The sequence below is a fragment of the Escherichia sp. 10290 genome (genome assembly GCF_030295155.1).
Classification (GTDB): Bacteria; Pseudomonadota; Gammaproteobacteria; order Enterobacterales; family Enterobacteriaceae; genus Escherichia; species Escherichia coli_F.
In genome coordinates this window covers 1,327,509-1,349,050 of the sequence record NZ_AP025741.1, presented here as the reverse complement: position 1 = coordinate 1,349,050, position 21,542 = coordinate 1,327,509, and the positions used below count along the sequence as shown (strand labels likewise).

Genomic DNA, 21,542 nt, shown 5'->3' with positions numbered 1-21,542 from the left:
CACAGACAAGGGAATTTATATGTTAAATCAAACGCTAACAAAATCTCTTCTTATATTTTTACTTGTCATAATCGTTTCTGTATCCATCATATACATTGTAAGAACTCCAGTCAGACTTGATGTGAATGATGTCACTGAGATTAACCAGAAACATCCCATTATTTTTCTCATCCGGCATGGGGAAAGATGCGATCGCTCCCAAAGAATATGTCTTTCAGCACATGAGGGAATCACAGTAAACGGAGCTAACAAAGCTCAACAATATGGAGATAAATTCAGAAGAATGTTTCCATACTACAGTCTCTATTCTACAGACACACTCCGAACAATGCAGACAGCCACTTTTTTTTCGGGAGGTAAGACAGCAACTATTCCGGACATATCGACATGTGATGATAACGCAGTAAATAACATCCTTAAAATATCAAAATCAGATCACGTTACTGTGATTTTCACACATAATCACTGTCTGTCCAGAATTGCAAAAAAAATGAATGGATGGAAATTTAAACCTGATTATATGGGCACACTGGTTCTGCATCGGGAAAATCACAATCTGATTCTCGACGGACATTTAAAACCAAACGAGCTTACCCAGTGATCCATTTGTTGATAATGCCCTGGCATTGATTCAGGTTATATCTCTCCTCATAAAAAAGGCCAGCGATTGAGCTGGCTCTGTTAATCGAGGCATTGCATCCTGATGTACTCCTGCAGGTAGTTAACCTGCGCGGTTATCTTGTCGATTCCACTTCGGAGACGGTAATAATTGAGTTCAGCATCTGCTGTAAGTCCTGAGCTTTCTCCATCGCCCATGCCGCTGGCTCCGGTCGTTGACTTTGCACAGGTGGCGGCGACTTGCAGGCGCTTACGCCCAGCAGAAACATCAGCACGGAGACTTTCAATAGTCGCGTTAGCATCAGCAAGCTCCCTGGTGTATCTGGCATCGAGTGCAGCAACATCACGCTGGCGCTGCTGTATGTCAGTAATGGTGGCGTTCGCCTGGCTGAGTTTTGTCTTCGCATCATCTCGCTGCTCTTTGTAGGTGATGGCGTTATCACGGTAATGGTCTGTTGCCAGCCACAGCGATCCACAACCAAGCAGCAGGACAATAATCACCACACACAGAACACGGTTCATATCCCCCTCACCCCACCAGCCCTGACAAAGTTAAGACGCGCCAGGCAGTGGAAAAGCAAATAGCAACCAGCATTAGTGAAAATGAAATGCCGACGATTACACAGAGGATCTTCGCCAGCGTTATGAGCTTGTCTGACATGCTTAATCCTCTTCACGATTTCAACGCAATGACCAGTTTTGCCAGCCCATACAGCATCGGAGACACAGCAATACCGACCGCCACCCACTTAATAGCAAAAGCCAGCGCTCTGCTGACGTCATCAGTTACAGGCGCTTTCAGTTCAAGGCCGTTTTTCATAGTCAACCTCAACAGAATTCGTTTATACTTCGCCATGTTCTCCCTTGCCTTACTCAAGGTCAGAAACACAAAACCCCGTTTGCGGCCAACAAACGGGGTTTTACTTTTATTCACTTAGTTTTTGCCAGTTCGCAGGATTTCGTGTTATCCGCCCGCGTTGGCCAACGTCATTTTTCAGCAAAATATTCTGCTTATCTGTCAATTCCCCAGCACGCCAGCGCACTTTCCTGATCTCGCCGGGATACCTGACCGTAGCAATTATTTGAGCGGATACGGCAGTCTCTGCCACCGTCCTTAATCCACCAGCGAATCGCTTCGCAGGCACCTTTTCGATCTCCTGCATTAATTCGTTTATAAAACGTCGACGGGAAACACTTACCGGGGCCAATGTTATACGGACAGAATGACGCGATCCCCGCTTTCTGGGGTTCCGTCAGTGGCACTTTGATGTTTTTCTCCACCCATGCCAGCGCCTTATCACGTTCAATGGCGTTAACCTGGTCGCATTTCTCCTTCGACAACTTCATGCCCGGGACGACAGGTTTACTATCCACCAGAATGGCACCGCGACAGATGGTCCAGATACCCGCGCCATCACGGTATGCTGTTGTGTGGTTGCCTTCCTTTTCATCCAGAAACTGGTCAAGGATTTCAGGCGCAGAAGCACCTGCGGCAATCAGCGCCAGAACGGCAGCCGATAAACCATAGCGGAGTTTCCTGCTCATCAGCTTACTCTCCCCGCGCCGCCTTACGCCGGTCTTCTTTAATTTTGAAATACAGGTTCGTCAGGTACGTCAACAGACCAAACAGCAGACTCCCCAGTACGCCTATTGCCGCCCACTGAGACGGGGAAACCCTGTCCAGCAGCTGCAGGAACCAGTAGCCCGTCCCCACCGCTGACGTGGTGTATGACACACCTGTTGTGATTTTTTCCATCTGGTACATACCCCGTCTCCCGCAATCCGGAAGCTCACAACAACAAGAGGGGCATCAGCTCACACCGACAGCCCCTGCGCATGGTTACATCATCATTTCGCCGTCAGGCTGAGGCTCACTGCCACCATCAGGCTGAGACACGACACCATCTGAAACAGCACTGTCACCCGCACCGTCTTCAGGCCCGGGAGCAGCCGGTACCCCCAGCAGTTCATCCAGAATGGCATCCACTTCAGCATCAAGACGCGCCTCAAGATTCTGACGAAGTTGCTGTTTCAGTGCGCTCCTGACTTCTTCAGAGCGCAGGACATCCTTCACTGCTTCAGCAGTGACCAGCGATTTTATTTCTGACATGGTATTTTCTCGTTGAAAGGTGTTGTTAAGAAAGTTGCTACGGAATGAGAGACTCTTCGGGTTTTGTTCCGGCTGACTGACTGGCGCTGATTTTCTCAGCGGCCCTTTTGTCAATCTGTCTGCGCCAGAAATCTCTCACGACTCTGTACCCACCAGAAAGAAGATACAGCACACAAACTGCTGTACAGAAATACAACATAATCAGCTGTAAAAATGTCATTATTCATCTCCATTATTGACATGGTTAATGCCTGCCAGTAAAAAAACTCCTGCATTTTTTGCTCAGCATATTTTTGCTAAGGATGTAGCGACCTCTGCCGCCGGTTCTGGCTCCTTGTTTTCCCTGCCCCGGCGGCATTTTTTTATCCTGCTTACGCGTTATTCACTTCCACTGTTATACTTTCAATCAGCACCGTATACGTCGCCGCTTTTGTGATATCCGTTACACGTAATTTGTCTGCCGCAAAAGAACCTACCGGAGACTGCGACAGCATGAACGGTGCACCATCCTGACCATCAATAACCGGCGTCACCTGAAGGCTGTTATTCCCGGCAAAGCGGAAAGCCAGCATATGCCATTCGTTATCAAATGCGCCAAAGGTTCCCAGTTTCAGGTTGTTTGTCGCTACTTTCGCATTGTGGTACATCACATTCAGGTCTTTTGCATCTGTCTGGATGTAGAACGCTGCCAGCAGGTTATTCCCCCCGTCTCCGGTCAGGGCAACGCCCTGTGGCAGTGAAGATACCGGCCAGTAAAACGCCATAACATACTGGTTCGCAGCCAGCGCTCCCGAAACCTTAAAGCGGCAGCGAATCTGCCCCCCTTTCTGTAACAGAGCCGCACCGTTGCCCGCGGCGTACTCCAGCACCCAGCTGCTTTTACCGGCTTCCTTGGTCAGCTTCACTGCCTTACCTCCGGTTCCCTCCGCATCGCTGACCACTTCTGCCCTGCCGCCACTGGCTGACCATCCCTGTACTTTCAGGCTTCCCTCTGACTCGCTGGCAAGGTAAGAGAGCAGTGTTGTGACGCCTGTGGCTTCTGCACCGGAAGGCGATGACGGGCGCACCTCTGATACTGTCGATGATGCCCCCGCGTTTAGCGCCACTCTTCCCGCATGGCGCAAAATCGCCGTTGCCAGACGGTCGGAAATAATCCCGCGGCGAGCCCATGAACTGAAATGGCTCGCCCTGTCCTGTGACGTCCAGGTGGCTGAGCTGTCACGCCATTTCGAACCGTAATATCCGATACCCGGAATGTCCGGGTCTTCTTCCGGTTTGTTCGTCGGCACATTCACCCCGTTCTCATCCGTCATGAACGGTACGAAATGGATATTCTTTTCCGTTTTGTTTTTGTAGCTGCCGTACACCGTCTGGTACGTGGATTCGTTCTTCTGCTTCCAGAAATACGTCGTGTCCCCGCATATCCAGGGAACACCGCCAGCAGAGCCACCGACGCACTGACCTGCCATATCCGCCAGGTCTGCACGGAATTTATCAACCAGCGCACCAAACTGTGCTGCGTGATTTACCGGCGTACCGCCAAAATCAAATTCCCCCTGCATCCACACCACGGCAAACAGCACATTTTTCGGATTCTTCTTCAGTGCTGCTTTTGTTCGACCGATAAGGTCCTTATACAGCGGCTTGTCCACACCCCAGCGGGTTGAATTCTCCGAGGCACCACTCGCGTCACTGTATGTGCCATCGGCTCCGGTGGTGAACGCTGAACCACCACGACAGCACGGAACCAGCAGAATGCCCGCATTCGCCGGTATAAACGGCAGCAATTTTTTGGCGATATGCAGCCCTTGCCCCACGGTTCCGTACTGCCCCTTTGACAGGTCCGCTTTCGGATGGTTAAGGCGGCTCATGTCCTGCACATCATGCAGACAATGGTCCGCCGGAATGATGTCGTTATACTTACAGGCGGCACCTCCCGGTGTCACCGTACTGCGACGCGCTAACTGTTTAATTCGTGGATCAGGACTGTCGAATGTATCCGGTAATGGCAGTCCCTCACCGTATGACATACCATTGGACTGACCAGCAAGCGCGATCACATAGTAATATTCTGGCGCAACAGAAGGCGCTGAGGTCGTCGGACGGTTGCCTGGCTCCTCTGGTGATGAGATGCTCCCCTCACTCACAACTGGCTGGATGAACTCCGCACCATAACCAGCTGTCGAAATCAGCGCACTACCATAAGGCTGCCACCCTTCCTTCAGTTTTTGAGTTATTCGTTCCGCAAGGTCTGACGGCGACGCCGCCCTGACCACGTCATAGTGTTTAAATGCCATGAATCCTCCCGGTCGGGATAATGTGTGAGTCAGATGAGGAGCGGGCTGAAGTCCGGAAGTTACAGGACAATGGCAGAAGGAAGACTACAGCCCGAAATACGAAAAAGGCCGCGCAGTTGCGCAGCCTTATGAATCCTGGTTAAAATGCTTTCGATTATTAAAACGAGTATCTCATGCAATTGCCCGAACCCACTCGGGCTTTTTTACATGTAAAAAGGCCCCTGCTATGAGAGGCCTTGGTATATGCCTAATCTCTGTATACTGCATGGTGCCGGGTGCCTCCCGGTGAGTTCGGCCTGGTACCACCGAACCCGTGTCGATAATGAATCACAAGCAAGGATTTTTCACCAGTTGCCCCTCCACACAGGGGGATTCACCATGCGAAATTTTTTTAACAAATGCTCAGTCTGACAGGCAACTGTCAACTGACTGAATTGTGACACAGATTACACTTGTTACCCACATACCACGAATCAGGTTATGCCTCAGTCATTATTAAACTGCACTTCAGCAAATCCGGAGCCTGATTCACAGGTACTGGATTTGATTGTGACAGTCATTCCTGTCAACTGAGCACTTTGCAGTAACGGTTGCAGATTCCAGCGACTGGTCCAGTATTCTTTCCCGTCAACCTTCACTGTAAATGTGTCATCCTCATTATACTTGGAAAACTCAATTTTACCTTTAGCACAATCCGCCGCCATTGCATTAACAGAAGCTAATGCAAATAAAACCGCCATAAACATCTTCTTCATGCTTAACTCCTTTATTTACCCGTTGTATATAAAAACTGTGACTTTCTGTTCAGAAACGCTGCAGCTGTATTACTTTCCCATAATGTATTGTTTATTTTTATAACGGGCCTGTCGCCAGTTATCTGACATTCTGGTTGACTCTCTTCATTCACGGCGCGAACAGAACGCGCCCCCTGATGATGGCAATTCAGTATAACGGCCACAGTCCCCAGTATCGCTGATATATTATTAAAGGATATTCTCCCCACTCTGACACCATCCTCTCCCCGATACTCCGGAAGCACATTGCTGATTCGCCCCCAGTTCAGAGTGAGGTCCACGTCTCCCGGCGTCATCGTATACACAGGAGCAGTTTCAGACAGTGCCTGACGAAATTCTCTCTGTATCTGCCTGAAGCGTAAGGCTTCTGCTGTGACAGTGACAAAACGCAGAACTGCTCTGGATGCATCTCTGGTCATTGTATTACCACTGAACTCCATTAACGCCAGATATGATGAAACCAGTGAGTGACGACTGATTTGCATTCCGGAACGTTCCAGCGCTGCGACACGTTGCAGAGTGGTATAACTGCTGTCCGTTGTCATGGAAACCGTTGTCACACCGGGCACTGATATATGTGTAAAATCTGAAAAACGGTAGAAAGTATTTGTTGCCGTATTAACGAACCCGGCCACATATAAATTATTTTGCTCAATAATCAGACGAAGATGGTCAAAACGCGCCTGATAGACATCAAGCCCTCGTATATCCACAGCAAAATAACTGCCCGGTGGGGTGTGGTTAATAACAGACACCGATGTGGTCCCCTGAGATATATGTTCAAGAGGGGTCGATATCTCTGTCCGTATACTATTTAACGAAGAGACATAACTTTGTTGGGTCGAAAAGTCTATCGTAAACTCCCGGGAATAGGATACCGAAGAAAAACCCAGTAACAGGCACAGTACCCATTTAAATAATATACACTTCATATACAGGTGTTCCTTTTGGCTGAAGTAATCAGCACCAGACCCGGCGCAGATATAAAAAAGGCCCGCAAAAGCGAGCCTGGTAAATAAATATGGCGCGTTGTACTGGATTCGAACCAGTGACCGATTGCTCAGAAGGCAATTGCTCTGTCCGGCTGAGCTAACAACGCATAATGCAGATAATGGACCGCCATCGAGGACTCGAACCCCGCGCAGCCAGCTTCGAAGGCTGGCGCTCTGTCCCGATGAGCTAATGGCGGTATGTGATATGGTGGCCCTTGCTGGATTTGAACCAGCGACCTGGCGATTATGAGTCGCTCGCTCTCACCACTGAGCTAAAGGGCCGGGCGCAGGATAATAACGGTACGTAACTAATCCTGCAATATCATCCGTTCTGACTGACTAAATCCTGAACTTCCCTGACCGTCTGCTCAAAACGTTCAGTCTCCAGCTCAACGCCAATTGCACGACGCCCCAGCGACATTGCTGCTTTGACGCTACGGACATAAAAAAGCCAGCCACTGGGGGAGGCTGGCAAACTCGTAGAGCAAAATGCTGTTACGCAAACTTCGTTACAGGGTCATCCTGCAATACAAAAAATACACAATATTTAGAAAACTAATAGTGCCATGTGCGATTTTTAAGATTTTGTTATTAATTGTGGTCGCACCTTCCTTTCTGTGTACTTTCCGTATAGCTCACAGGATTCTGGGTACAAAAAAACCCGCGCATCGGCGGGTTAAGCAGCGTGGCAATGTAACCACTCTTATCATGATATGCAGATTTTTACGATCGTAAACTATTTTTTCGCTGATAAAATACAGAGGTTCTCCCTCCCGGCAATTCACGCTCAACATACCGATCCATCTCAAGCCTCACTCCCAGCATCATCAGCATGCCTTCAACAATCCCCTCCGCTTTGTGAAGGCGTTTACCTATACAGGTGTCAGAGCACCCATGTTTCCGTGCCAGCGCCATGAACGTCTCCCCCAACACGTAATAATCAACCAGCAAGTCATGCAGATCGCTGTTGTTCCTGTTAAGGCGAGCCATACACCCGCATATAATCATCGCGTCATCGTCACAACACTGTGGACGTGATTTTACTTTTTCGGGGATCAGCCTCTTAAATCCGGCAGCAATGGGCGACCATGTAACATCCTCATGGTTATTTGCCGCCCATGCCCCCCAGCGCTCAAGAACCTGCCGGATATCACGCATCAGTATCTTTACCCCATCCGCGGTGAACCATAAGAACACCGTTGACGATAGCGTGTCTTTTCCCTTCTTTATCGCCAATGTATTTTCTGACTGTGGCACGATTGCAGTTCAGTATTCGGGCCACTTCGGTCTGATTTCCATATGCCTCAACAAGCATGTCAGGAATGGTTTTTACGGTGAACGTCATGCGGCCTCACTTCTGCTGTTTCGCAGGTCTTTAAGTTTCTGTTGATACTCTGCCTTGATCGCCTTGCACTCTTCGACAGTCCAGCGGTGGCGACTATGGTTTGATTCGATTTCGTCTACTGCTTCCTGCCCGATGCGGTTAATCAGTTCGACACGATACGGAACGAGATTTCCGCTTTTGTACTGGTTACACACCACGCATTGCTTATGGATATTGCGTTCATCAAATCTGAGCTGAGGTGCCGCAGCTGTTGTACGGTAATGGCCTGCATCCCACTGGGCTGAATCGAACGTCCCGCATGAAACACACGGCAAATGACGGTCCCGCTCCCTGATATAAGCATTCACAGCCTGTTGTGCCTGCTTAATCCAGTAACTGCGGGGCTGTAAGTCCCTCCTGCGCGCTTTCAGCTTGTCTGCCTGCTCTTTTGCTGAAGCTATCGCCTTTTCTTTTCTGACCAGTTCCAGTGCGCACTGACCACAGCAAACTTTCTGATATGAGCGGAACGGCACAAACGAGGAGCCGCACACTTTGCATTTTTTTGGTTTACGTTGCTTCATCATCACCTCAGAAAAACGACAGCAGGCGGTTATTCAGTTCAGGATTGTTTGAGCGCCCGAACACATGTTTTAACGCGGCATTAATCATTGCGTTGTAGCAACGTTCAAACTCATCCTGATCCATATTCGCGTAACTCAGGCTTTTTGCCCGATATCTCACCTCGCCTCTTATGGTTGTGACCACATCATAGAACCCGGCAAGAATTGTCAGATTTTTACGAAACTCATCAAACTGCGTCGCTTCATCAGAGAATTCGTATCCAGCATGTTCAGCGCACCAGTACTGAAAGCAGAAATTAAGAAAAGCGAACATCTTCCGGTGAAAAGATGGGTTACGGGTAAGTTTTGCTTCCAGTGTATACAGCTCACCGTTTTTAAATTTTGCCAGTCGGGGTAAATCGCGCTCATACGCCGGTACAAATACGCCATTAGCCGCCTTGATCATCTCTATTTCCATCAGGCAGCCTCCGCTTTGAATTTGCGCGTCAACACATGTTCACGGGCTTCACACCCCTGAATGAGCATGTCGTTAAAATCCGGCAAGTCAGGCCAGCGAATGCTGACTTTCTCAACGTCATTGCAACTCATGAGATTCTTATGCCCACATTTAAAGGCAGCCGCCAGACCTGCGCCGTGCGCATCATTGTCAGCAAAGATAATCAGGTGATTAACGCCAGGTGGCGCAATGAACTTCTCCATAAAACCGGAGTTCATTGTTGACCACACATTGCAGCGGAAGATTTGACGGCATGAAAGCGCAGTTTCGATACCCTCGGCTATCCCCAGAGTGGACGACACCGGATACAGGCGTATTGCCACCGATTTGGCATGCTGCAAACCAGGCAACTCCTGTAGCGCGGTCATTTTTTTAGCCGCCTCTACATTCGCCTTGCGATCACCATCCAGCAACGTACGATGCAGATAGCAAAGAGAACCTTTGTCATCTGTTGCAATGGCGTAAATTGCCTGATATTCGCGCCCGCTGGCGATCTGACGGTCACAAAAACGCACGGATTCGGTCGGTAACTGGAGTATTCCCCTCCCCTGCAGGTACGCCTCACCTGTTGTACCCCGCAGACACGGGAGTCCGGCAAACTTATCTATGACCAGCTCCCGCTTTCTGCTTATCTCTGTTACAGGCTGGCTGACTTTCTCCCTCTTCCAGGTATTTCCGATCAGCCGATCGATTTCATCACACAACGTCACCCAGGGCTTACCCGTGGCAAGTTGCAACAGATTCATCCCGTCCCCGTGACCACAGACGCAAATCCATGAACCGGAACCATCCTTATCATCACAGCGAAATTTACCTCTGGCACCACATATCGGGCAGGGTCCGTTGTAATGTTTCACACCAGTAACAGGAGGCATGCCGTAATATTCAAAAATCCGGCTCCAGTGCCCCACGGCTGCATCTCTAGTTCGCATGCTGGCCTCCTGTCATGGCTTTCTTGCGCCCTTTGGCATAGGCAATGGTCTTTGACTTGATGAAGTTGTACACTTCAACTGAGGTTTGCAGCGGCGCATTACTGAAGCCTTTAGGCCAAACCCCGAACTTCTCCTTGTAGGTATGAGCACACCATCCGTCACTCAGTGGCTTACCTGTCGCGTTGCGGTAATTCTGATACCCCTTGATCTCGCTCCACCAACGCTGTTTTTCCTCACGGGTGTATTCGCGTTTCCCTTTGTTGACGCGTGAAAGCTTACGATCGCGATCTGTCGCCACGTCATCACCACCAAGAGGACGAAATCCACATTTGGGACACATATGCACGCCAGCAGGCTTCATGAAGTGGCATTTGGGGCATTCCCTGGGAAGTTTCTCAGCCTTAACCTCACTCCCGCCAGCAGACGCTTTCATTCCGTCATTTTTTCCCGGAAGTTCGTCATACTCGATATCCTCGGGGAAGCCCAGCCGATGAACCGTGCCGGAATGGTCGAAAATCAATGCGCGTTTTTTACCAGACGCAGTACGTAACGCTCTCCCGATGCACTGCAACCAGCGGATTTCTGATTTGGTCGGACGGGCGTAGATCAGGCAGCGAACATCGCTGTCAAATCCCGCAACCAGTACGCCAACGTTGACAATTATTTTGGTCGCACCCTCTTCAAAACGGCGAATGATGTCCTGTCGTTCATCATGGGGGGTATCTGCCGTCATCACCTCTGCGCCAATGCCAGACTGTAAAAACTCACGGGTAACAAAGTTCGCATGAGCCACATTCACGCAGAAGCAGATCGTCGGTAAATCCTCGCCATTCTCAAGCCAGTTGCTGACGATATCGCCAACCAGATCCGAACTCCCCATGATGGATGCGAGCTGTTCCTCGTTGTAATCCCGTCCAAATACGGTGTTACTGGTTTTTACGCCAGCCAGATCAGGCATTGAGGGGGCAAAAAACTCATAATCGCTCAGATCACCACGCTGAATAAGTTCACGAATCGTTGTAGGCTTGATCAGGCATTCGTAGTACTTCCCCATCCAGGCTGCGAACGGGGTGCCGGAAAGCCCAAGAACCCTGATATCTTTGTCCCGGATAACCTCAAGTAACGCACGACGCTTCATGTGTGCTTCATCGATGATCAGCAGATCGATGTTGTCAGGAAACTCACGACGGATCAGCGTGTCGGCACTGGCAATCTGAATCAGTCGTGACGGGTCATAGTTAGGGTGATCACGCCATACAAAACTGATTTCTTCCCACGGCAAACCGTATTCGGTGAAACGTTCCGCTGTCTGGTTCAGCAGGATGGTGTACGGACAGACAAACATCACCCGCATACCACGTTCAACCATTCCGGCAGTGACGAATGCTGCAAGACCAGTTTTGCCAGAGCCAGTGGGTGCATACATCAGGTACGTGCGATGCTGTTTCCACTGGTGCCGCAGCTGGTTTAAACCGCGCTCCTGAGCAAAGTTTGGGGTGATTTTCAGCATGACGCCCCCTTGCCATTCGCCGGGATGATATCGATCCCAGCATCGCTATAACTGGTCAGTTTCTTTGGCATTCGAAGCAACACAAAGCCTTCAGTGCCACGACGTGCCAATTCACGCAATTTCATGACTGAGCGGGGTCGCGGAGAGCTACGATCGATCTCGATAGCCACACTCCCACCAGTTTTTGCTGTTGCGAGAATATCAACACGGAAATTTCTGCCATCGATTCTTACTGTGACATTGCTTGCCACATGCATCCCCTGTGACTCAAGGATCGTTACAACATCAGCCAGAAAGCTGTAACGCTCCTCTGTTCTCAGTGGTACAGTGCTCAGTGTACGGATCAGTGCCGATTTGGTTGCTGCCGACATAGTTTATCACTCAATAGTTAGCTCGATAATCATTTCACCAGAAACTATCGCGCGCTTATACAGTGATCTACCTAACCTATGTACCTGCCTTCTGGCCTAGGCCAAGGGATACAGGCCTTACCAACGACTCCACCCCCTTACCCCCTCCTCGCTTCCTTTCAGGAAATTAGTTGCACTTGAAATTATCTCTAGCGCAACTAACCGCCATCATGGTGTCGGGGGAAACTTCCGTACCGCTACTGGCGAAAGCATCCAGCCACGGCTGGCTCTCGCGTACTTCTGGACATACACCCGTAACCGGGTGTTGGCGCTCCGTCTTGCCCTGTTGCCCTTCCTGAACGATACAGGCTCCTTGTCCCACTCTTCCTGGTACACTCTCGCGTACTCTGCTGCAATTTTTACCCGGGTGGTCGGGTCTAGCTGTAACAATTGCTCCTGTATCCAGTCCCGATCAGCATCACAGTACTGCTCGGGCATAACCGTTTTGATTTGCCTGTTCACTCACACCTCCGATGGGCTGTGTGTCCAGGATTAATCATCGCCTCTTACGAACGCAGGGAACGGACGAACCTCTTCCGCCTCAACTGTGCCGTCATCAAAGGTTTTGACGTATATTTCTCGTCCGACGAGAAGCGCTTTACTGATTGCACTCTGCGCCACGCCAAAGTCCTTAGCGGCTTTCTTTTGGCCGAACCTGTATACGTAATCAGCCAGGGTCTCTTTTTTCATCGCCATAACTGACTCCTTCAAAATGCCCATATCATTACGCACAGTTATTAAAATGTCAACACCGCAGATATTTCATTACATATAACCAAAGGTGATATGGTATGAACATGAAAAAGAAACCGTTAACCCCTGAGCAACTGGAAGACGCCAAGCGTCTGAAAAGTATTTTTAACGCTAAAAAGAAAGAGTTAGGCCTGTCGCAGGAATCATTAGCCTATGAATTAGGTGTTACCCAAAGCGCTGTTAATCAGCTAATGGCTGGCATCAACGCCATAAATGCCAGCCACGCAGCACAGCTTGCTAAGATACTGAATGTAAAGGTCGGAGATTTCAGTCCCAGCCTGGCAAAATCTATTGCAGAAATGGCGCTCGCAATTGAAGAGCCATTAACTCGTGTCCCCGCTTACGAATATCCGTTACTCTCCTGCGTACAAGCTGGCGCATTCTCAATGGATGATATTTCGTACACCGCAAAAGATGCGATTAAATGGATCTCCACCACCACAAAAGCCAGTGACAGGTCGTTCTGGCTGGAGGTCAAGGGGCATTCAATGACCGCACCGCAGGGTGGTAAACCCAGCTTCCCTGAAGGTATGCTGATACTCGTTGACCCTGAACGGGAAATCGAGGATGGCGATTTTTGCGTGGCCCGAATGAACGGCGATGAATTTACCTTCAAACGATTCATTCGTGAGAGCGGTAAAGCGTACCTGGAGCCGCTCAACCCACGATTCGACATGATTGAGTGTAACGAAAACTGCCAGTTTGTCGGAAAGGTCATCAAATCGCAGTGGAATGATGAGACTTTTGATTGAGCTCACAGAGTGATTTGACATCCTTCACGCCTGAAGAATGTGGAGGATGTCAAAAGCACGTTGGCATCATCATGCCACGTAAAGAGGATTAGTTATGCTTCAAAAGCTAGACGTCGCAGACAGCGTGCGTCGCGAGCTGTCTCCCCGTACCGCGCGTAAACACAAAGCAGAGTTCGGCCAGTTCATGACGCCTTCTGGCGTGGCCCGTTTTATGGCCTCCTTGTTTCCACCGAGCACAATGAAAACTTGCCGTCTACTGGACGCAGGCGCTGGTTTAGGCGCACTGTCTTGCGCCTTCCTCGACCGTTGGCTGGTTGGCGAGTTTGGCTTTGAGTCTGTCGAGGCAACAGCCTACGAAATCGACAAAAAGCTGTGTGGTCACCTTGCGAAGCACTTAACCGGGTACAGGAGAGTGACGCCCCGCATCATCGAAGGGGATTATATTGAGCTGGCAACCGCCGAAGGTCTACAGGATCGAGGTTATACCCATGCAATACTTAATCCGCCTTACAAGAAGATCAATAGCCAGTCAGCCCACCGGCAGGCTCTTCGCACTGTCGGTATCGAGACGGTAAATCTGTATTCCGCCTTTGTTGCACTGGCTGTAGGTGAGGTTGCACCTGGCGGGCAGATAGTGGCCATAATCCCACGTAGTTTCTGCAACGGACCGTATTACCGTCCGTTCCGTAATTTCATACTTGAGCGGGCAGCAATCCGCCATATTCATTTGTTCGAATCACGTAGCAAAGCTTTCAGGGATGACGATGTGTTGCAGGAAAATATTATCATCCGCCTGGAGCGTGGAGGCCGTCAGGAGGCTGTTACAGTCACAACTTCGACCGATGATAGCTTTTTTGACCTAGTCACCTACGAACACCCATTTGACCAGATTGTGTACCCGGACGATTCGGAGCGGTTTATTCATGTGCCGACCACGCTCGAGAAAAGCACCATTGAGTTATCATCTGCCGTACAATGTTCGCTGGCTGATATTGGCGTGAAGGTATCGACCGGACCGATAGTTGATTTCCGACTGAAAGCTCATTTGCGCAGCATGCCAGAAGAAGGAACTGTTCCCCTGATCTACCCGAGCCATTTGAGTATGAGTAGCACTGTCTGGCCTGTGGAAGGTTTGAAGAAACCCAACGCAATCATGCGCAACGACGAGACAGAAAAGTGGCTTTACCCGAACGGTTTTTATTGTGTGGTGCGTCGTTTCTCGTCGAAGGAGGAAAAGCGCCGAGTGGTAGCAAGCGTCGTTGATCCTGCTACCTTCAGTGAGTATTCAGTGTTGGGATTTGAAAATCACATGAACGTGTTTCATGAGAACAAACATGGGTTACCCGAGGCGCTGGCCCGTGGCTTGGCCGTGTTCCTGAACACTACCGCAGTGGATAAGTATTTCCGTCGCTTCAACGGGCATACACAGGTCAATGCAACCGACCTCAAGATGATTAAGTACCCAAGCCGTGACACTCTGATAGAGCTTGGCAAGTGGGCTATGCAACAAGAAACTCTCACGCAAGAACATATTGACGCTAAGCTAGGAGCTCTGACTGCATGAACAACCAAAATGATTATATTGAGGCCGCTCAGCAAATTATAGCATCCTTAGGCCTGCCCAGAGCGCAGCAGAATGAGCGTTCTGCTTTGTGTTTGCTGGCACTCCTGAACCTCACACCGGGAAAAGCATGGGCCGACGCGGAAAATCCGCTTGTGGGCATTACACCAATCATGAATTGGGTTCGGGAGCACTACGGCAAGGTCTACGCACCCAATACTCGTGAGACATTCCGCCGCCAGTCTATGCATCAGTTCTGCGCTGCTGGAGTAGCCCTCTACAATCCGGACAAGCCCGATCGCCCAGTGAACAGCCCGAAGGCTGTTTATCAGATCGAACCTGCTGCTCTGTCCATGCTACGCACTTTCGGCAGCCCGGCATGGCACGATAGCCTTGCAACCTATTTAGCCGAGCGTGAAACGCTGGTTACCCGCTATGCTAAGGAGCGCGAACAGAATCGTATCCCTGTTGAAATTGCTGCGGGCCAGCAAATAACCCTCAGTCCCGGCGAGCACAGCGAACTTATCCGTGCCATAATAGAGGACTTCGCCCCACGTTTTGCTCCGGGTAGCGTGCTGGTCTATGCTGGCGACACTGGCGAAAAGTGGGGCTACTTCGACGCTCCACTGCTGGCCGGGCTAGGTGTTGATGTGGATTCACACGGTAAAATGCCAGATGTGGTGCTACATTTTACTGCGAAAAACTGGCTGCTACTGGTTGAGTCTGTCACCAGTCATGGACCGGTTGATGGGAAGCGGCATGCTGAGCTTGCCAGGCTGTTTGCCGGATCAACAGCCGGACTTGTCTATGTGACCGCTTTTCCAAATCGCTCCATCATGGGGCGATATCTTGGTGAAATCGCATGGGAAACAGAGGTATGGGTGGCTGATGCACCTTCTCATCTTATTCACTTCAACGGAGTGCGATTTCTTGGCCCCTACTCTACTGAATGAGAACAGGACCAGATAAATAGCCCGGCCCATGCGCCGGGTTTTTCTTTGCATATCCCCTCCTGTTATCTGCCCCCTTAAAAAATAAATCACTTTAAAAATCAGTTAAGTAATAATTTCTCGCCCTTAAAAAGCACCAACGGTATTTACATGAAAATCACCGCAAGTTATATTTATTTCAAGCCAGAAACATCGCGCCCTTACACAGGGCTACATAAATCAGTCGTACGGCGCGACTTAACCCGCCGCAAAATGCTCTTTAACAATCTGGAGCTTTACAGCGTCAATGACCTGTTTAGACCCCTACACGTAAACGTGCTGTATCATCGGGTGCGATCCGGTCGATGAGAGAGTATCCCCGCGCGAGAGCGAGAACGGCGTGAGAACGGGCAACACTGGCAGGAAGTTGGCGCTGACCAATACAGGGAATGTTTTGGGGTGCAGGCGGCACCGCCAAAGCGTTTCTGAGAAAGAACGGTATTGACTGCGTGTGATGTCGGGGCTATATTTGGCGAACACCTCATAAAACGGGTGTCGGGATTGCTACCCCGCTGACAATCGAGGCGATACAGACGCGCCAGCGTCTTTTTTTGTATCGACATACACGCACATCTTATCAATGGTGGGCTGTATGGGGCCGACTTCGGTCGGGCTGGTTCCCTTGATTGCCAGTTGTAGCAACCCTGTACAGTCCACCGCCAGCGAGCTTGCTACCTCCAGCGGTGGTTATCAATCACCAATCAAGGAGGCTGCCATTATGGCTACTATCCCAGTCCTTTCTCAACCTGAAATCACCATTTCCAATGGTCGCGCTGTTACTACGTCCTTTGCCGTTGCCGAATATTTTTGCAAGCGACACGATAACGTATTGCGCGCCATTGCAAATATTGAATGCTCAGAGAAATTTAACGCCCTCAATTTTGAGGACGTTACCTACACCGACGCCAAAGGCGAACAACGCCCAATGTACCAAATCACCAAAAACGGCTTCGTTTTTCTGGTGATGGGCTTCACCGGCAAAAAAGCAGCTGCATTCAAGGAAGCCTACATTGCTGAATTCGATCGCATGGAAAAACAACTATGGGAACAGAAACAACTGGCCCTGTCTTCTCCTGCGATGAATATCAATTTCCCTTTGTCGTGGTTTTCAGAGCATCACCCCTACGCCACGATGAACTATGTTGATCGCAAGGTTATCAGCCTTGATGCTTCCGTGCTCTTCGATATGCCAAGCCCAACTATGCGCATCCTCAATGAGCTACACAGCAAAGGCTATAACGTTGACGCCGCTGTCGCCGAATTTAACGCCTTCAAGCATCTGACGGAAGAAATGCGCCGCACGCTACAGGATATTTCAAGACTGTCAGATCGAAATTCCCGAAAAGGCTTCTCGTTAAGTCTTTAAAGAACAGATCGTTTGACAATGCTGCATTAACGGGGATATATTCTGCCTCATGGTGCTCAAAACACCTTAGCAAGTAGCGGTTACCGCGCCCGACAGACATGCGGTTTTTTTGTGTCCAGTCTTCTTGGTTTATGACCGGGCGTGCGGCTAATACAATACCAGCAATGGGAATATGCCCGCCGACTACTTGCGGTTTTGAGCGCCCGGTCACCCTCTCAAAAGGGGTAAATCAAAATATCAAGTAGGACGCAAAGCATGAAAACCATCTCCGTGGAGTCCCTCTCCATAATTTCATTTAGTAATATACCTGTGGTGACTACAGAGCTTCTTGCCAGCTTATATGGCACAGAACCAGATTACATCCGAAAAAATTTCAATCGGAATTCTGGACGATTTGTTATCGGTAAGCACTACTTTTTACTTGAGAATGAGGAGTTGCGGGAATTTAAGCACAGCATGTCTTTAAGACCTTCTGTGAAAATCGCCCGTAACGTTCGCTCCCTCATCCTCTGGACAGAACGCGGCGCAGCCCGTCACGCAAAAATGCTCGAAACCGATCGGGCGTGGGAAGTGTTCGAAAAACTGGAAGACTGCTATTTCAGTCAAAAAATCCCAGAACAACTTCAGCTTCCAGAATCAACGCTATCTATCAACTACCCTCTCTCGTGGTTCTCAGATAACCATCCCTACGCCACGATGAACTATGTTGATCGCAAGGTTATCAGCCTTGATGCTTCCGTGCTCTTCGATATGCCAAGCCCAACTATGCGCATCCTCAATGAGCTACACAGCAAAGGCTATAACGTTGACGCCGCTGTCGCCGAATTTAACGCCTTCAAGCATCTGACGGAAGAAATGCGCCGTAAATTGCTGGATATTTCCCGTACATCAGAAAAGTCTTCCCGCTTTGGTTTCAACGTAAATCTTTAATTAACCCCATCCCCGACCACATATCGGGGATTAAATTAAATATCTGGATTAATTAACCGGAGGATTTGTCATGCTCAAACCTCACTACGGAACCGCATTAGTTTCTCGCGAGGACGTTAAACCCGGCACAGCAATTCTTTACAACGGGCGTTATTACATGGCGTCAGCGAACGTTAATAATGCACTTTACGCACATTCACTGATTGAAAAAATTCGCATTATCTCAGATGCAATAGAAGTTTACCTGAACAATAAAGGCCAACCGTTAATCTCACCAGCCTGAAGGGAAATATCATGCTCAATCAAAAAATAAATATCAATGTAAAAAGCGTCGTAACTCCAGCAGGAACGATAATGGGAGAAGTTTTTATGGATGATAAAATCATCGCCTATTTTGTCGTCCTGTCTGATGAGGCTATTTCTGTTATTGATACGGAAGGCAATGTTATGTTTATCGCGGAACATCCAGAAGATATCGCATTACAGGCCGCTGCATATTTCTTCGCTAAGGAGCAGGAGGAAGAATGTAACTGCCCTGTATGTCAGCTTTCCCGACAAATTAATTTAATGCATTAACCGGAATCAGGAGTTCCGCCATGAACGCATACCTCACCTGCGACCGCATAGAGGAGCGTCGCTGGATTAATCAGCAAATTCAGGATGAAAAGGATAAATGGATTGATGATCGGGCGCAGGAGCTTATCAGCATGTTCCCCGATAAACCATTGCTTATGAGCAGCCTTTTTTTACCCAAAGAAGCCCAACTAGCACTCACTGGCGAAAAAGCTGAAGAGGCGTACAACGATTATATCTCAGCGATCGCCTATGCTCGGGCGGAAGAAGAATGGGAGAGAAAATTCTCCCCCTGTCCTTTCTGATTTTCAGGACCAAAAAATGTTCGATATCGTTGAATTTGTTAAGCAGCAGGAGCGCTTTTTCTGCGAGGCATTAACTGAACCGACGCTGACATGGGCGAAGGAAAGTCAGTTTGCAATTCAGCAATTCCAGAAAAATGCCTTTCTGGCTGACACAGCAAGGGCAAATCTGCCCAGCGCACAGAACGCTATCATCAATGTTGCCGCCATCGGCATAACCCTGAACCCGGCCAGCAAGCTGGCGTATCTGGTCCCACGAAAAAAGGCTGTATGCCTGGATATCAGTTATATGGGGCTTCTGCATCTGGCACAGGTCACAGGAGCCATTCAGTGGGGGCAATGCAAACTTGTTTACGAGAAGGACATTTACGAGTCCAACGGTATTGACTGCGCCCCCACGCACAAATACAACCCCTTCGTAGACAGGGGCGCACGCATTGGCGGTTATTGTGTCGTAAAAACATCCGAAGGCGACTATCTGACCGAAGAGATGAGCAACAGGGAAATCGAGGTCATCAGGGCGTGCAGCAAAGCCGGAAATAACGGAGGAAGTAGCCCGTGGGATAGTTTCCCCGATGAAATGGCCAGAAAAGCCATTGTTAAGCGCGCCAGCAAATACTGGCCCCGTCGCGATCGCCTGGATACAGCTATCGACTACCTGAACACTCAGGGCGGTGAAGGTATCATCCTGAATGCTGATCACATCCCTGAGCGTGACGTCACTCCCGCATCAGATGAGATTATCAATGAGATCACTCAGGCAATCACCGAAATTAACAAGACATGGGATGACCTGCTTCCCTTATGTTCCAAAACATTCCGTCGCACGATTGCATCACATGAATATCTCAGTCAGGAAGAAGCTGTCAAAACGCTTGATTTTGTCAAAAAGAAAGCTGCCAGAAACAAGGCCACGGCGGAAGCGAAAATTCACGCCACCACGGAAAATAACAGCGAGGCCGTGTCATGACACCAGAAATTATTCTCCAGCGAACTGGCGTGGATATTACCAGCCTCGACCAGGGCGATGATGGATGGCACAAGCTGAGACTCGGTGTTATCACTGCTTCAGAAGTTCACAATGTGATAGCAAAGCCACGTTCCGGCAGCAAATGGCCTGATACAAAAATGTCATACTTCCACACCCTGCTGGCTGAAGTTTGTACTGGCGTGGCACCGGAAGTTAACGCTAAGTCGCTCGCATGGGGAAAGCAATACGAAGATGATGCCCGTGCCCTCTTCGAATTTATCGCGGATGTTACCGTCTCGGAAACGCCAATAATTTTTCGTGACGAAAGCATGCGCACCGCCTGCTCTCCCGACGGTTTATGCAGCGACGGTAACGGTCTTGAGCTTAAATGCCCTTTTACTTCCCGCGACTTCATGAAATTCCGGCTTGGCGGCTTTGACGCTATCAAGCCTGCTTACATGGCCCAGGTGCAATTCAGCATGTGGGTTACAGACAAGGACGCCTGGTACTTCGCCAACTACGACCCACGCATGAAGCGTGAAGGCCTGCATTATGTCGTGGTCGAGCGGGATGAAAAGTACATGGCGAGTTTTGATGAGATGGTGCCGGAGTTCATCGACAAAATGGACGAAGCACTGGCGGAAATTGGTTTTGTATTTGGAGAACAATGGGGGGTTAATAACTAATGGATGAAGTGATTTTTACTTATAACGAAGAATCAGCACTGACCGCCGGACAAGGTAGTTTTATTACCGAAACGGGTGCGCATATCATTAACATCACCGAAGCAGAACTCAAGCAATCAGAAAAAGGTGCCCGATTCATTGAGTTTTCTGGAGAATCCGACGACGGACGGAAAATCCAATATCTCAGTGTTTGTGTTCAGAAGAATGACGGTACTGAAAATAAATTTGGGGCGAGCATTATTCACGCCATGATGGGATGCACAGGAATTGGGCAGTTAACGCAACATATGGTTTCCGTCAGTAAATATGTTGCACCTGAGTTTCACGGAAAGAAAATCGGACTCGTCCTCCAGAAAGTATTAACCACAAACAGAAAGACTGGCGCAGACGGTTACCAGATGGAAATCCGCATTCCATTCATTGCAGAAACAGGGCAGACACTGAAAGAAAAAGCTGAAGGAAAGAAACCAGAAACGGTAGCAAATATGGTTTCCACTCTCAAAGACAAAGACAATCGCAGCAAAAACGTAAACCCGAATCACACGGACGACCCAGGTTACTGGCAGTACGGCAGCGATAGTTTTTAATTCACAAAC

General features: G+C 49.3%; 31 protein-coding genes, 3 tRNA genes and 1 pseudogene. 12 read left to right on the top strand and 23 right to left on the bottom strand.

Going from position 1 to position 21,542, the window contains the following annotated elements; translation table 11 throughout:
* The first annotated feature begins 19 nt into the window (after positions 1 to 19).
* Positions 20 to 601 carry a lipopolysaccharide core heptose(II)-phosphate phosphatase gene (locus QUE74_RS06700; RefSeq protein ID WP_001441777.1) on the top strand — a complete coding sequence of 194 codons (582 nt, stop codon included), beginning with the start codon at positions 20 to 22 and terminating at the stop codon, positions 599 to 601.
* An 80-nt stretch (positions 602 to 681) separates the two neighbouring features.
* On the opposite strand, the gene QUE74_RS06695 is transcribed toward QUE74_RS06700, so the two are convergent.
* From QUE74_RS06695 to QUE74_RS06585, 23 genes and pseudogenes are all read right to left on the bottom strand, one after another.
* On the bottom strand, positions 682 to 1,140 hold the full coding sequence (locus tag QUE74_RS06695; protein WP_165382204.1) for a lysis protein: 459 nt from the start codon (positions 1,138 to 1,140) through the stop codon (positions 682 to 684).
* 7 nt (positions 1,141 to 1,147) lie between these two features.
* On the bottom strand, positions 1,148 to 1,279 hold the full coding sequence (locus QUE74_RS06690; protein ID WP_001441792.1) for a hypothetical protein: 132 nt from the start codon (positions 1,277 to 1,279) through the stop codon (positions 1,148 to 1,150).
* 12 nt (positions 1,280 to 1,291) lie between these two features.
* Complete coding sequence (locus QUE74_RS06685; RefSeq protein WP_071343009.1) at positions 1,292 to 1,474, bottom strand: hypothetical protein; 183 nt, start codon at positions 1,472 to 1,474, stop codon at positions 1,292 to 1,294.
* Between the two features lie 155 nt (positions 1,475 to 1,629).
* The gene (locus QUE74_RS06680) at positions 1,630 to 2,163 is read right to left on the bottom strand and encodes a lysozyme (RefSeq protein ID WP_001441793.1); all 534 of its coding nucleotides are present in this window, start codon (positions 2,161 to 2,163) and stop codon (positions 1,630 to 1,632) included.
* Positions 2,164 to 2,167: 4 nt separating this feature from the next.
* Positions 2,168 to 2,383 carry a class II holin family protein gene (locus tag QUE74_RS06675; protein ID WP_000284506.1) on the bottom strand — a complete coding sequence of 72 codons (216 nt, stop codon included), beginning with the start codon at positions 2,381 to 2,383 and terminating at the stop codon, positions 2,168 to 2,170.
* Positions 2,384 to 2,458: 75 nt separating this feature from the next.
* Positions 2,459 to 2,827, bottom strand: a complete 369-nt coding sequence (locus QUE74_RS06670) for a DUF826 domain-containing protein (protein WP_502877053.1) — start codon at positions 2,825 to 2,827, stop codon at positions 2,459 to 2,461.
* Positions 2,766 to 2,948, bottom strand: coding sequence for a DUF1378 family protein (locus tag QUE74_RS06665; RefSeq protein ID WP_000143470.1), 183 nt, complete (start codon positions 2,946 to 2,948; stop codon positions 2,766 to 2,768). Before QUE74_RS06665 ends, QUE74_RS06670 begins: the two co-directional genes overlap by 62 nt.
* Positions 2,949 to 3,099: 151 nt before the next feature.
* A complete protein-coding gene (locus QUE74_RS06660) occupies positions 3,100 to 5,025 on the bottom strand; it encodes an SASA family carbohydrate esterase (RefSeq protein WP_286331913.1) in 1,926 nt (641 codons plus the stop codon).
* 485 nt (positions 5,026 to 5,510) lie between these two features.
* Positions 5,511 to 5,780, bottom strand: a complete 270-nt coding sequence (locus QUE74_RS06655; protein ID WP_000738068.1) for a Shiga toxin Stx2a subunit B — start codon at positions 5,778 to 5,780, stop codon at positions 5,511 to 5,513.
* Positions 5,781 to 5,791: 11 nt separating this feature from the next.
* Entirely contained in the window at positions 5,792 to 6,751 is a 960-nt protein-coding gene (locus QUE74_RS06650; protein ID WP_000649753.1) for a Shiga toxin Stx2 subunit A, read from the bottom strand.
* A gap of 90 nt (positions 6,752 to 6,841) precedes the next feature.
* Positions 6,842 to 6,918: transfer RNA gene (locus QUE74_RS06645), tRNA-Arg, on the bottom strand.
* A 13-nt stretch (positions 6,919 to 6,931) separates the two neighbouring features.
* Positions 6,932 to 7,008: transfer RNA gene (locus tag QUE74_RS06640), tRNA-Arg, on the bottom strand.
* Positions 7,009 to 7,017: 9 nt separating this feature from the next.
* Positions 7,018 to 7,093: transfer RNA gene (locus tag QUE74_RS06635), tRNA-Ile, on the bottom strand.
* 40 nt (positions 7,094 to 7,133) lie between these two features.
* A pseudogene (locus QUE74_RS06630) lies at positions 7,134 to 7,247 on the bottom strand (DNA methylase); the annotation flags it as partial.
* 287 nt (positions 7,248 to 7,534) lie between these two features.
* Positions 7,535 to 7,969 (bottom strand): antiterminator Q family protein, encoded by a 435-nt coding sequence (locus tag QUE74_RS06625; protein WP_001204859.1) that lies wholly within the window; start codon positions 7,967 to 7,969, stop codon positions 7,535 to 7,537.
* A complete protein-coding gene (locus QUE74_RS06620; RefSeq protein WP_000144767.1) occupies positions 7,962 to 8,156 on the bottom strand; it encodes a phage NinH family protein in 195 nt (64 codons plus the stop codon). Before QUE74_RS06620 ends, QUE74_RS06625 begins: the two co-directional genes overlap by 8 nt.
* The gene (locus QUE74_RS06615) at positions 8,153 to 8,716 is read right to left on the bottom strand and encodes a recombination protein NinG (RefSeq protein ID WP_000813671.1); all 564 of its coding nucleotides are present in this window, start codon (positions 8,714 to 8,716) and stop codon (positions 8,153 to 8,155) included. Before QUE74_RS06615 ends, QUE74_RS06620 begins: the two co-directional genes overlap by 4 nt.
* A 7-nt stretch (positions 8,717 to 8,723) precedes the next feature.
* A complete protein-coding gene (locus QUE74_RS06610) occupies positions 8,724 to 9,173 on the bottom strand; it encodes a DUF1367 family protein (RefSeq protein WP_000402092.1) in 450 nt (149 codons plus the stop codon).
* Positions 9,173 to 10,144, bottom strand: coding sequence for a DUF7146 domain-containing protein (locus QUE74_RS06605; protein WP_001260358.1), 972 nt, complete (start codon positions 10,142 to 10,144; stop codon positions 9,173 to 9,175). The genes QUE74_RS06610 and QUE74_RS06605 overlap by 1 nt, the downstream gene beginning before the upstream one ends.
* Positions 10,134 to 11,654 carry a DEAD/DEAH box helicase gene (locus QUE74_RS06600; protein WP_000913116.1) on the bottom strand — a complete coding sequence of 507 codons (1,521 nt, stop codon included), beginning with the start codon at positions 11,652 to 11,654 and terminating at the stop codon, positions 10,134 to 10,136. The genes QUE74_RS06605 and QUE74_RS06600 overlap by 11 nt, the downstream gene beginning before the upstream one ends.
* Entirely contained in the window at positions 11,648 to 12,025 is a 378-nt protein-coding gene (locus QUE74_RS06595) for a hypothetical protein (RefSeq protein WP_001271433.1), read from the bottom strand. Before QUE74_RS06595 ends, QUE74_RS06600 begins: the two co-directional genes overlap by 7 nt.
* Before the next feature lie 207 nt (positions 12,026 to 12,232).
* Positions 12,233 to 12,502, bottom strand: a complete 270-nt coding sequence (locus QUE74_RS06590) for a hypothetical protein (RefSeq protein WP_001115081.1) — start codon at positions 12,500 to 12,502, stop codon at positions 12,233 to 12,235.
* Between the two features lie 54 nt (positions 12,503 to 12,556).
* Positions 12,557 to 12,760: a Cro/CI family transcriptional regulator gene (locus QUE74_RS06585; RefSeq protein WP_001240876.1), complete on the bottom strand. Its 204-nt coding sequence runs from the start codon at positions 12,758 to 12,760 to the stop codon at positions 12,557 to 12,559.
* 95 nt (positions 12,761 to 12,855) lie between these two features.
* Between QUE74_RS06585 and QUE74_RS06580 the strand changes: the two genes are divergently transcribed.
* The 11 genes from QUE74_RS06580 (at position 12,856) to QUE74_RS06530 (ending at position 21,533) form a co-directional block, all read left to right on the top strand.
* Positions 12,856 to 13,569 carry a LexA family protein gene (locus QUE74_RS06580; protein ID WP_001056250.1) on the top strand — a complete coding sequence of 238 codons (714 nt, stop codon included), beginning with the start codon at positions 12,856 to 12,858 and terminating at the stop codon, positions 13,567 to 13,569.
* A 94-nt stretch (positions 13,570 to 13,663) separates the two neighbouring features.
* Positions 13,664 to 15,133, top strand: a complete 1,470-nt coding sequence (locus tag QUE74_RS06575; protein WP_000939558.1) for an Eco57I restriction-modification methylase domain-containing protein — start codon at positions 13,664 to 13,666, stop codon at positions 15,131 to 15,133.
* Complete coding sequence (locus QUE74_RS06570; RefSeq protein WP_001064714.1) at positions 15,130 to 16,083, top strand: BsuBI/PstI family type II restriction endonuclease; 954 nt, start codon at positions 15,130 to 15,132, stop codon at positions 16,081 to 16,083. Before QUE74_RS06575 ends, QUE74_RS06570 begins: the two co-directional genes overlap by 4 nt.
* A gap of 628 nt (positions 16,084 to 16,711) precedes the next feature.
* Positions 16,712 to 17,485 carry a Rha family phage regulatory protein gene (locus tag QUE74_RS06565; RefSeq protein WP_000529253.1) on the top strand — a complete coding sequence of 258 codons (774 nt, stop codon included), beginning with the start codon at positions 16,712 to 16,714 and terminating at the stop codon, positions 17,483 to 17,485.
* Between the two features lie 255 nt (positions 17,486 to 17,740).
* Positions 17,741 to 18,415 (top strand): ORF6N domain-containing protein, encoded by a 675-nt coding sequence (locus QUE74_RS06560; protein WP_001369605.1) that lies wholly within the window; start codon positions 17,741 to 17,743, stop codon positions 18,413 to 18,415.
* A gap of 70 nt (positions 18,416 to 18,485) precedes the next feature.
* The gene (locus tag QUE74_RS06555; protein WP_000917252.1) at positions 18,486 to 18,698 is read left to right on the top strand and encodes a cell division inhibitor protein; all 213 of its coding nucleotides are present in this window, start codon (positions 18,486 to 18,488) and stop codon (positions 18,696 to 18,698) included.
* 11 nt (positions 18,699 to 18,709) lie between these two features.
* Positions 18,710 to 18,991 (top strand): hypothetical protein, encoded by a 282-nt coding sequence (locus tag QUE74_RS06550; protein ID WP_000934197.1) that lies wholly within the window; start codon positions 18,710 to 18,712, stop codon positions 18,989 to 18,991.
* 20 nt (positions 18,992 to 19,011) lie between these two features.
* Complete coding sequence (gene gamL, locus QUE74_RS06545; RefSeq protein WP_000995345.1) at positions 19,012 to 19,293, top strand: host nuclease inhibitor GamL; 282 nt, start codon at positions 19,012 to 19,014, stop codon at positions 19,291 to 19,293.
* Between the two features lie 16 nt (positions 19,294 to 19,309).
* Positions 19,310 to 20,260 carry a RecT family recombinase gene (locus QUE74_RS06540; protein WP_000459721.1) on the top strand — a complete coding sequence of 317 codons (951 nt, stop codon included), beginning with the start codon at positions 19,310 to 19,312 and terminating at the stop codon, positions 20,258 to 20,260.
* Positions 20,257 to 20,946: a lambda exonuclease family protein gene (locus QUE74_RS06535; protein WP_000187063.1), complete on the top strand. Its 690-nt coding sequence runs from the start codon at positions 20,257 to 20,259 to the stop codon at positions 20,944 to 20,946. The genes QUE74_RS06540 and QUE74_RS06535 overlap by 4 nt, the downstream gene beginning before the upstream one ends.
* Positions 20,946 to 21,533, top strand: coding sequence for a hypothetical protein (locus tag QUE74_RS06530; RefSeq protein WP_000344637.1), 588 nt, complete (start codon positions 20,946 to 20,948; stop codon positions 21,531 to 21,533). The genes QUE74_RS06535 and QUE74_RS06530 overlap by 1 nt, the downstream gene beginning before the upstream one ends.
* Positions 21,534 to 21,542: the final 9 nt, after the last annotated feature.

Bases quoted from the DNA above. Each gene is read 5' to 3' on its own strand.
- QUE74_RS06700 (WP_001441777.1), top strand. From the start codon at position 20: ATGTTAAATCAAACGCTAACAAAATCTCTTCTTATATTTTTACTTGTC.
- QUE74_RS06695 (WP_165382204.1), bottom strand. From the start codon at position 1,140: ATGAACCGTGTTCTGTGTGTGGTGATTATTGTCCTGCTGCTTGGTTGT.
- QUE74_RS06690 (WP_001441792.1), bottom strand. From the start codon at position 1,279: ATGTCAGACAAGCTCATAACGCTGGCGAAGATCCTCTGTGTAATCGTC.
- QUE74_RS06685 (WP_071343009.1), bottom strand. From the start codon at position 1,474: ATGGCGAAGTATAAACGAATTCTGTTGAGGTTGACTATGAAAAACGGC.
- QUE74_RS06680 (WP_001441793.1), bottom strand. From the start codon at position 2,163: ATGAGCAGGAAACTCCGCTATGGTTTATCGGCTGCCGTTCTGGCGCTG.
- QUE74_RS06675 (WP_000284506.1), bottom strand. From the start codon at position 2,383: ATGTACCAGATGGAAAAAATCACAACAGGTGTGTCATACACCACGTCA.
- QUE74_RS06665 (WP_000143470.1), bottom strand. From the start codon at position 2,948: ATGACATTTTTACAGCTGATTATGTTGTATTTCTGTACAGCAGTTTGT.
- QUE74_RS06660 (WP_286331913.1), bottom strand. From the start codon at position 5,025: ATGGCATTTAAACACTATGACGTGGTCAGGGCGGCGTCGCCGTCAGAC.
- QUE74_RS06655 (WP_000738068.1), bottom strand. From the start codon at position 5,780: ATGAAGAAGATGTTTATGGCGGTTTTATTTGCATTAGCTTCTGTTAAT.
- QUE74_RS06650 (WP_000649753.1), bottom strand. From the start codon at position 6,751: ATGAAGTGTATATTATTTAAATGGGTACTGTGCCTGTTACTGGGTTTT.
- QUE74_RS06625 (WP_001204859.1), bottom strand. From the start codon at position 7,969: ATGCGTGATATCCGGCAGGTTCTTGAGCGCTGGGGGGCATGGGCGGCA.
- QUE74_RS06620 (WP_000144767.1), bottom strand. From the start codon at position 8,156: ATGACGTTCACCGTAAAAACCATTCCTGACATGCTTGTTGAGGCATAT.
- QUE74_RS06615 (WP_000813671.1), bottom strand. From the start codon at position 8,716: ATGAAGCAACGTAAACCAAAAAAATGCAAAGTGTGCGGCTCCTCGTTT.
- QUE74_RS06610 (WP_000402092.1), bottom strand. From the start codon at position 9,173: ATGGAAATAGAGATGATCAAGGCGGCTAATGGCGTATTTGTACCGGCG.
- QUE74_RS06605 (WP_001260358.1), bottom strand. From the start codon at position 10,144: ATGCGAACTAGAGATGCAGCCGTGGGGCACTGGAGCCGGATTTTTGAA.
- QUE74_RS06600 (WP_000913116.1), bottom strand. From the start codon at position 11,654: ATGCTGAAAATCACCCCAAACTTTGCTCAGGAGCGCGGTTTAAACCAG.
- QUE74_RS06595 (WP_001271433.1), bottom strand. From the start codon at position 12,025: ATGTCGGCAGCAACCAAATCGGCACTGATCCGTACACTGAGCACTGTA.
- QUE74_RS06590 (WP_001115081.1), bottom strand. From the start codon at position 12,502: ATGCCCGAGCAGTACTGTGATGCTGATCGGGACTGGATACAGGAGCAA.
- QUE74_RS06585 (WP_001240876.1), bottom strand. From the start codon at position 12,760: ATGGCGATGAAAAAAGAGACCCTGGCTGATTACGTATACAGGTTCGGC.
- QUE74_RS06580 (WP_001056250.1), top strand. From the start codon at position 12,856: ATGAACATGAAAAAGAAACCGTTAACCCCTGAGCAACTGGAAGACGCC.
- QUE74_RS06575 (WP_000939558.1), top strand. From the start codon at position 13,664: ATGCTTCAAAAGCTAGACGTCGCAGACAGCGTGCGTCGCGAGCTGTCT.
- QUE74_RS06570 (WP_001064714.1), top strand. From the start codon at position 15,130: ATGAACAACCAAAATGATTATATTGAGGCCGCTCAGCAAATTATAGCA.
- QUE74_RS06565 (WP_000529253.1), top strand. From the start codon at position 16,712: ATGGGGCCGACTTCGGTCGGGCTGGTTCCCTTGATTGCCAGTTGTAGC.
- QUE74_RS06560 (WP_001369605.1), top strand. From the start codon at position 17,741: ATGAAAACCATCTCCGTGGAGTCCCTCTCCATAATTTCATTTAGTAAT.
- QUE74_RS06555 (WP_000917252.1), top strand. From the start codon at position 18,486: ATGCTCAAACCTCACTACGGAACCGCATTAGTTTCTCGCGAGGACGTT.
- QUE74_RS06550 (WP_000934197.1), top strand. From the start codon at position 18,710: ATGCTCAATCAAAAAATAAATATCAATGTAAAAAGCGTCGTAACTCCA.
- gamL (WP_000995345.1), top strand. From the start codon at position 19,012: ATGAACGCATACCTCACCTGCGACCGCATAGAGGAGCGTCGCTGGATT.
- QUE74_RS06540 (WP_000459721.1), top strand. From the start codon at position 19,310: ATGTTCGATATCGTTGAATTTGTTAAGCAGCAGGAGCGCTTTTTCTGC.
- QUE74_RS06535 (WP_000187063.1), top strand. From the start codon at position 20,257: ATGACACCAGAAATTATTCTCCAGCGAACTGGCGTGGATATTACCAGC.
- QUE74_RS06530 (WP_000344637.1), top strand. From the start codon at position 20,946: ATGGATGAAGTGATTTTTACTTATAACGAAGAATCAGCACTGACCGCC.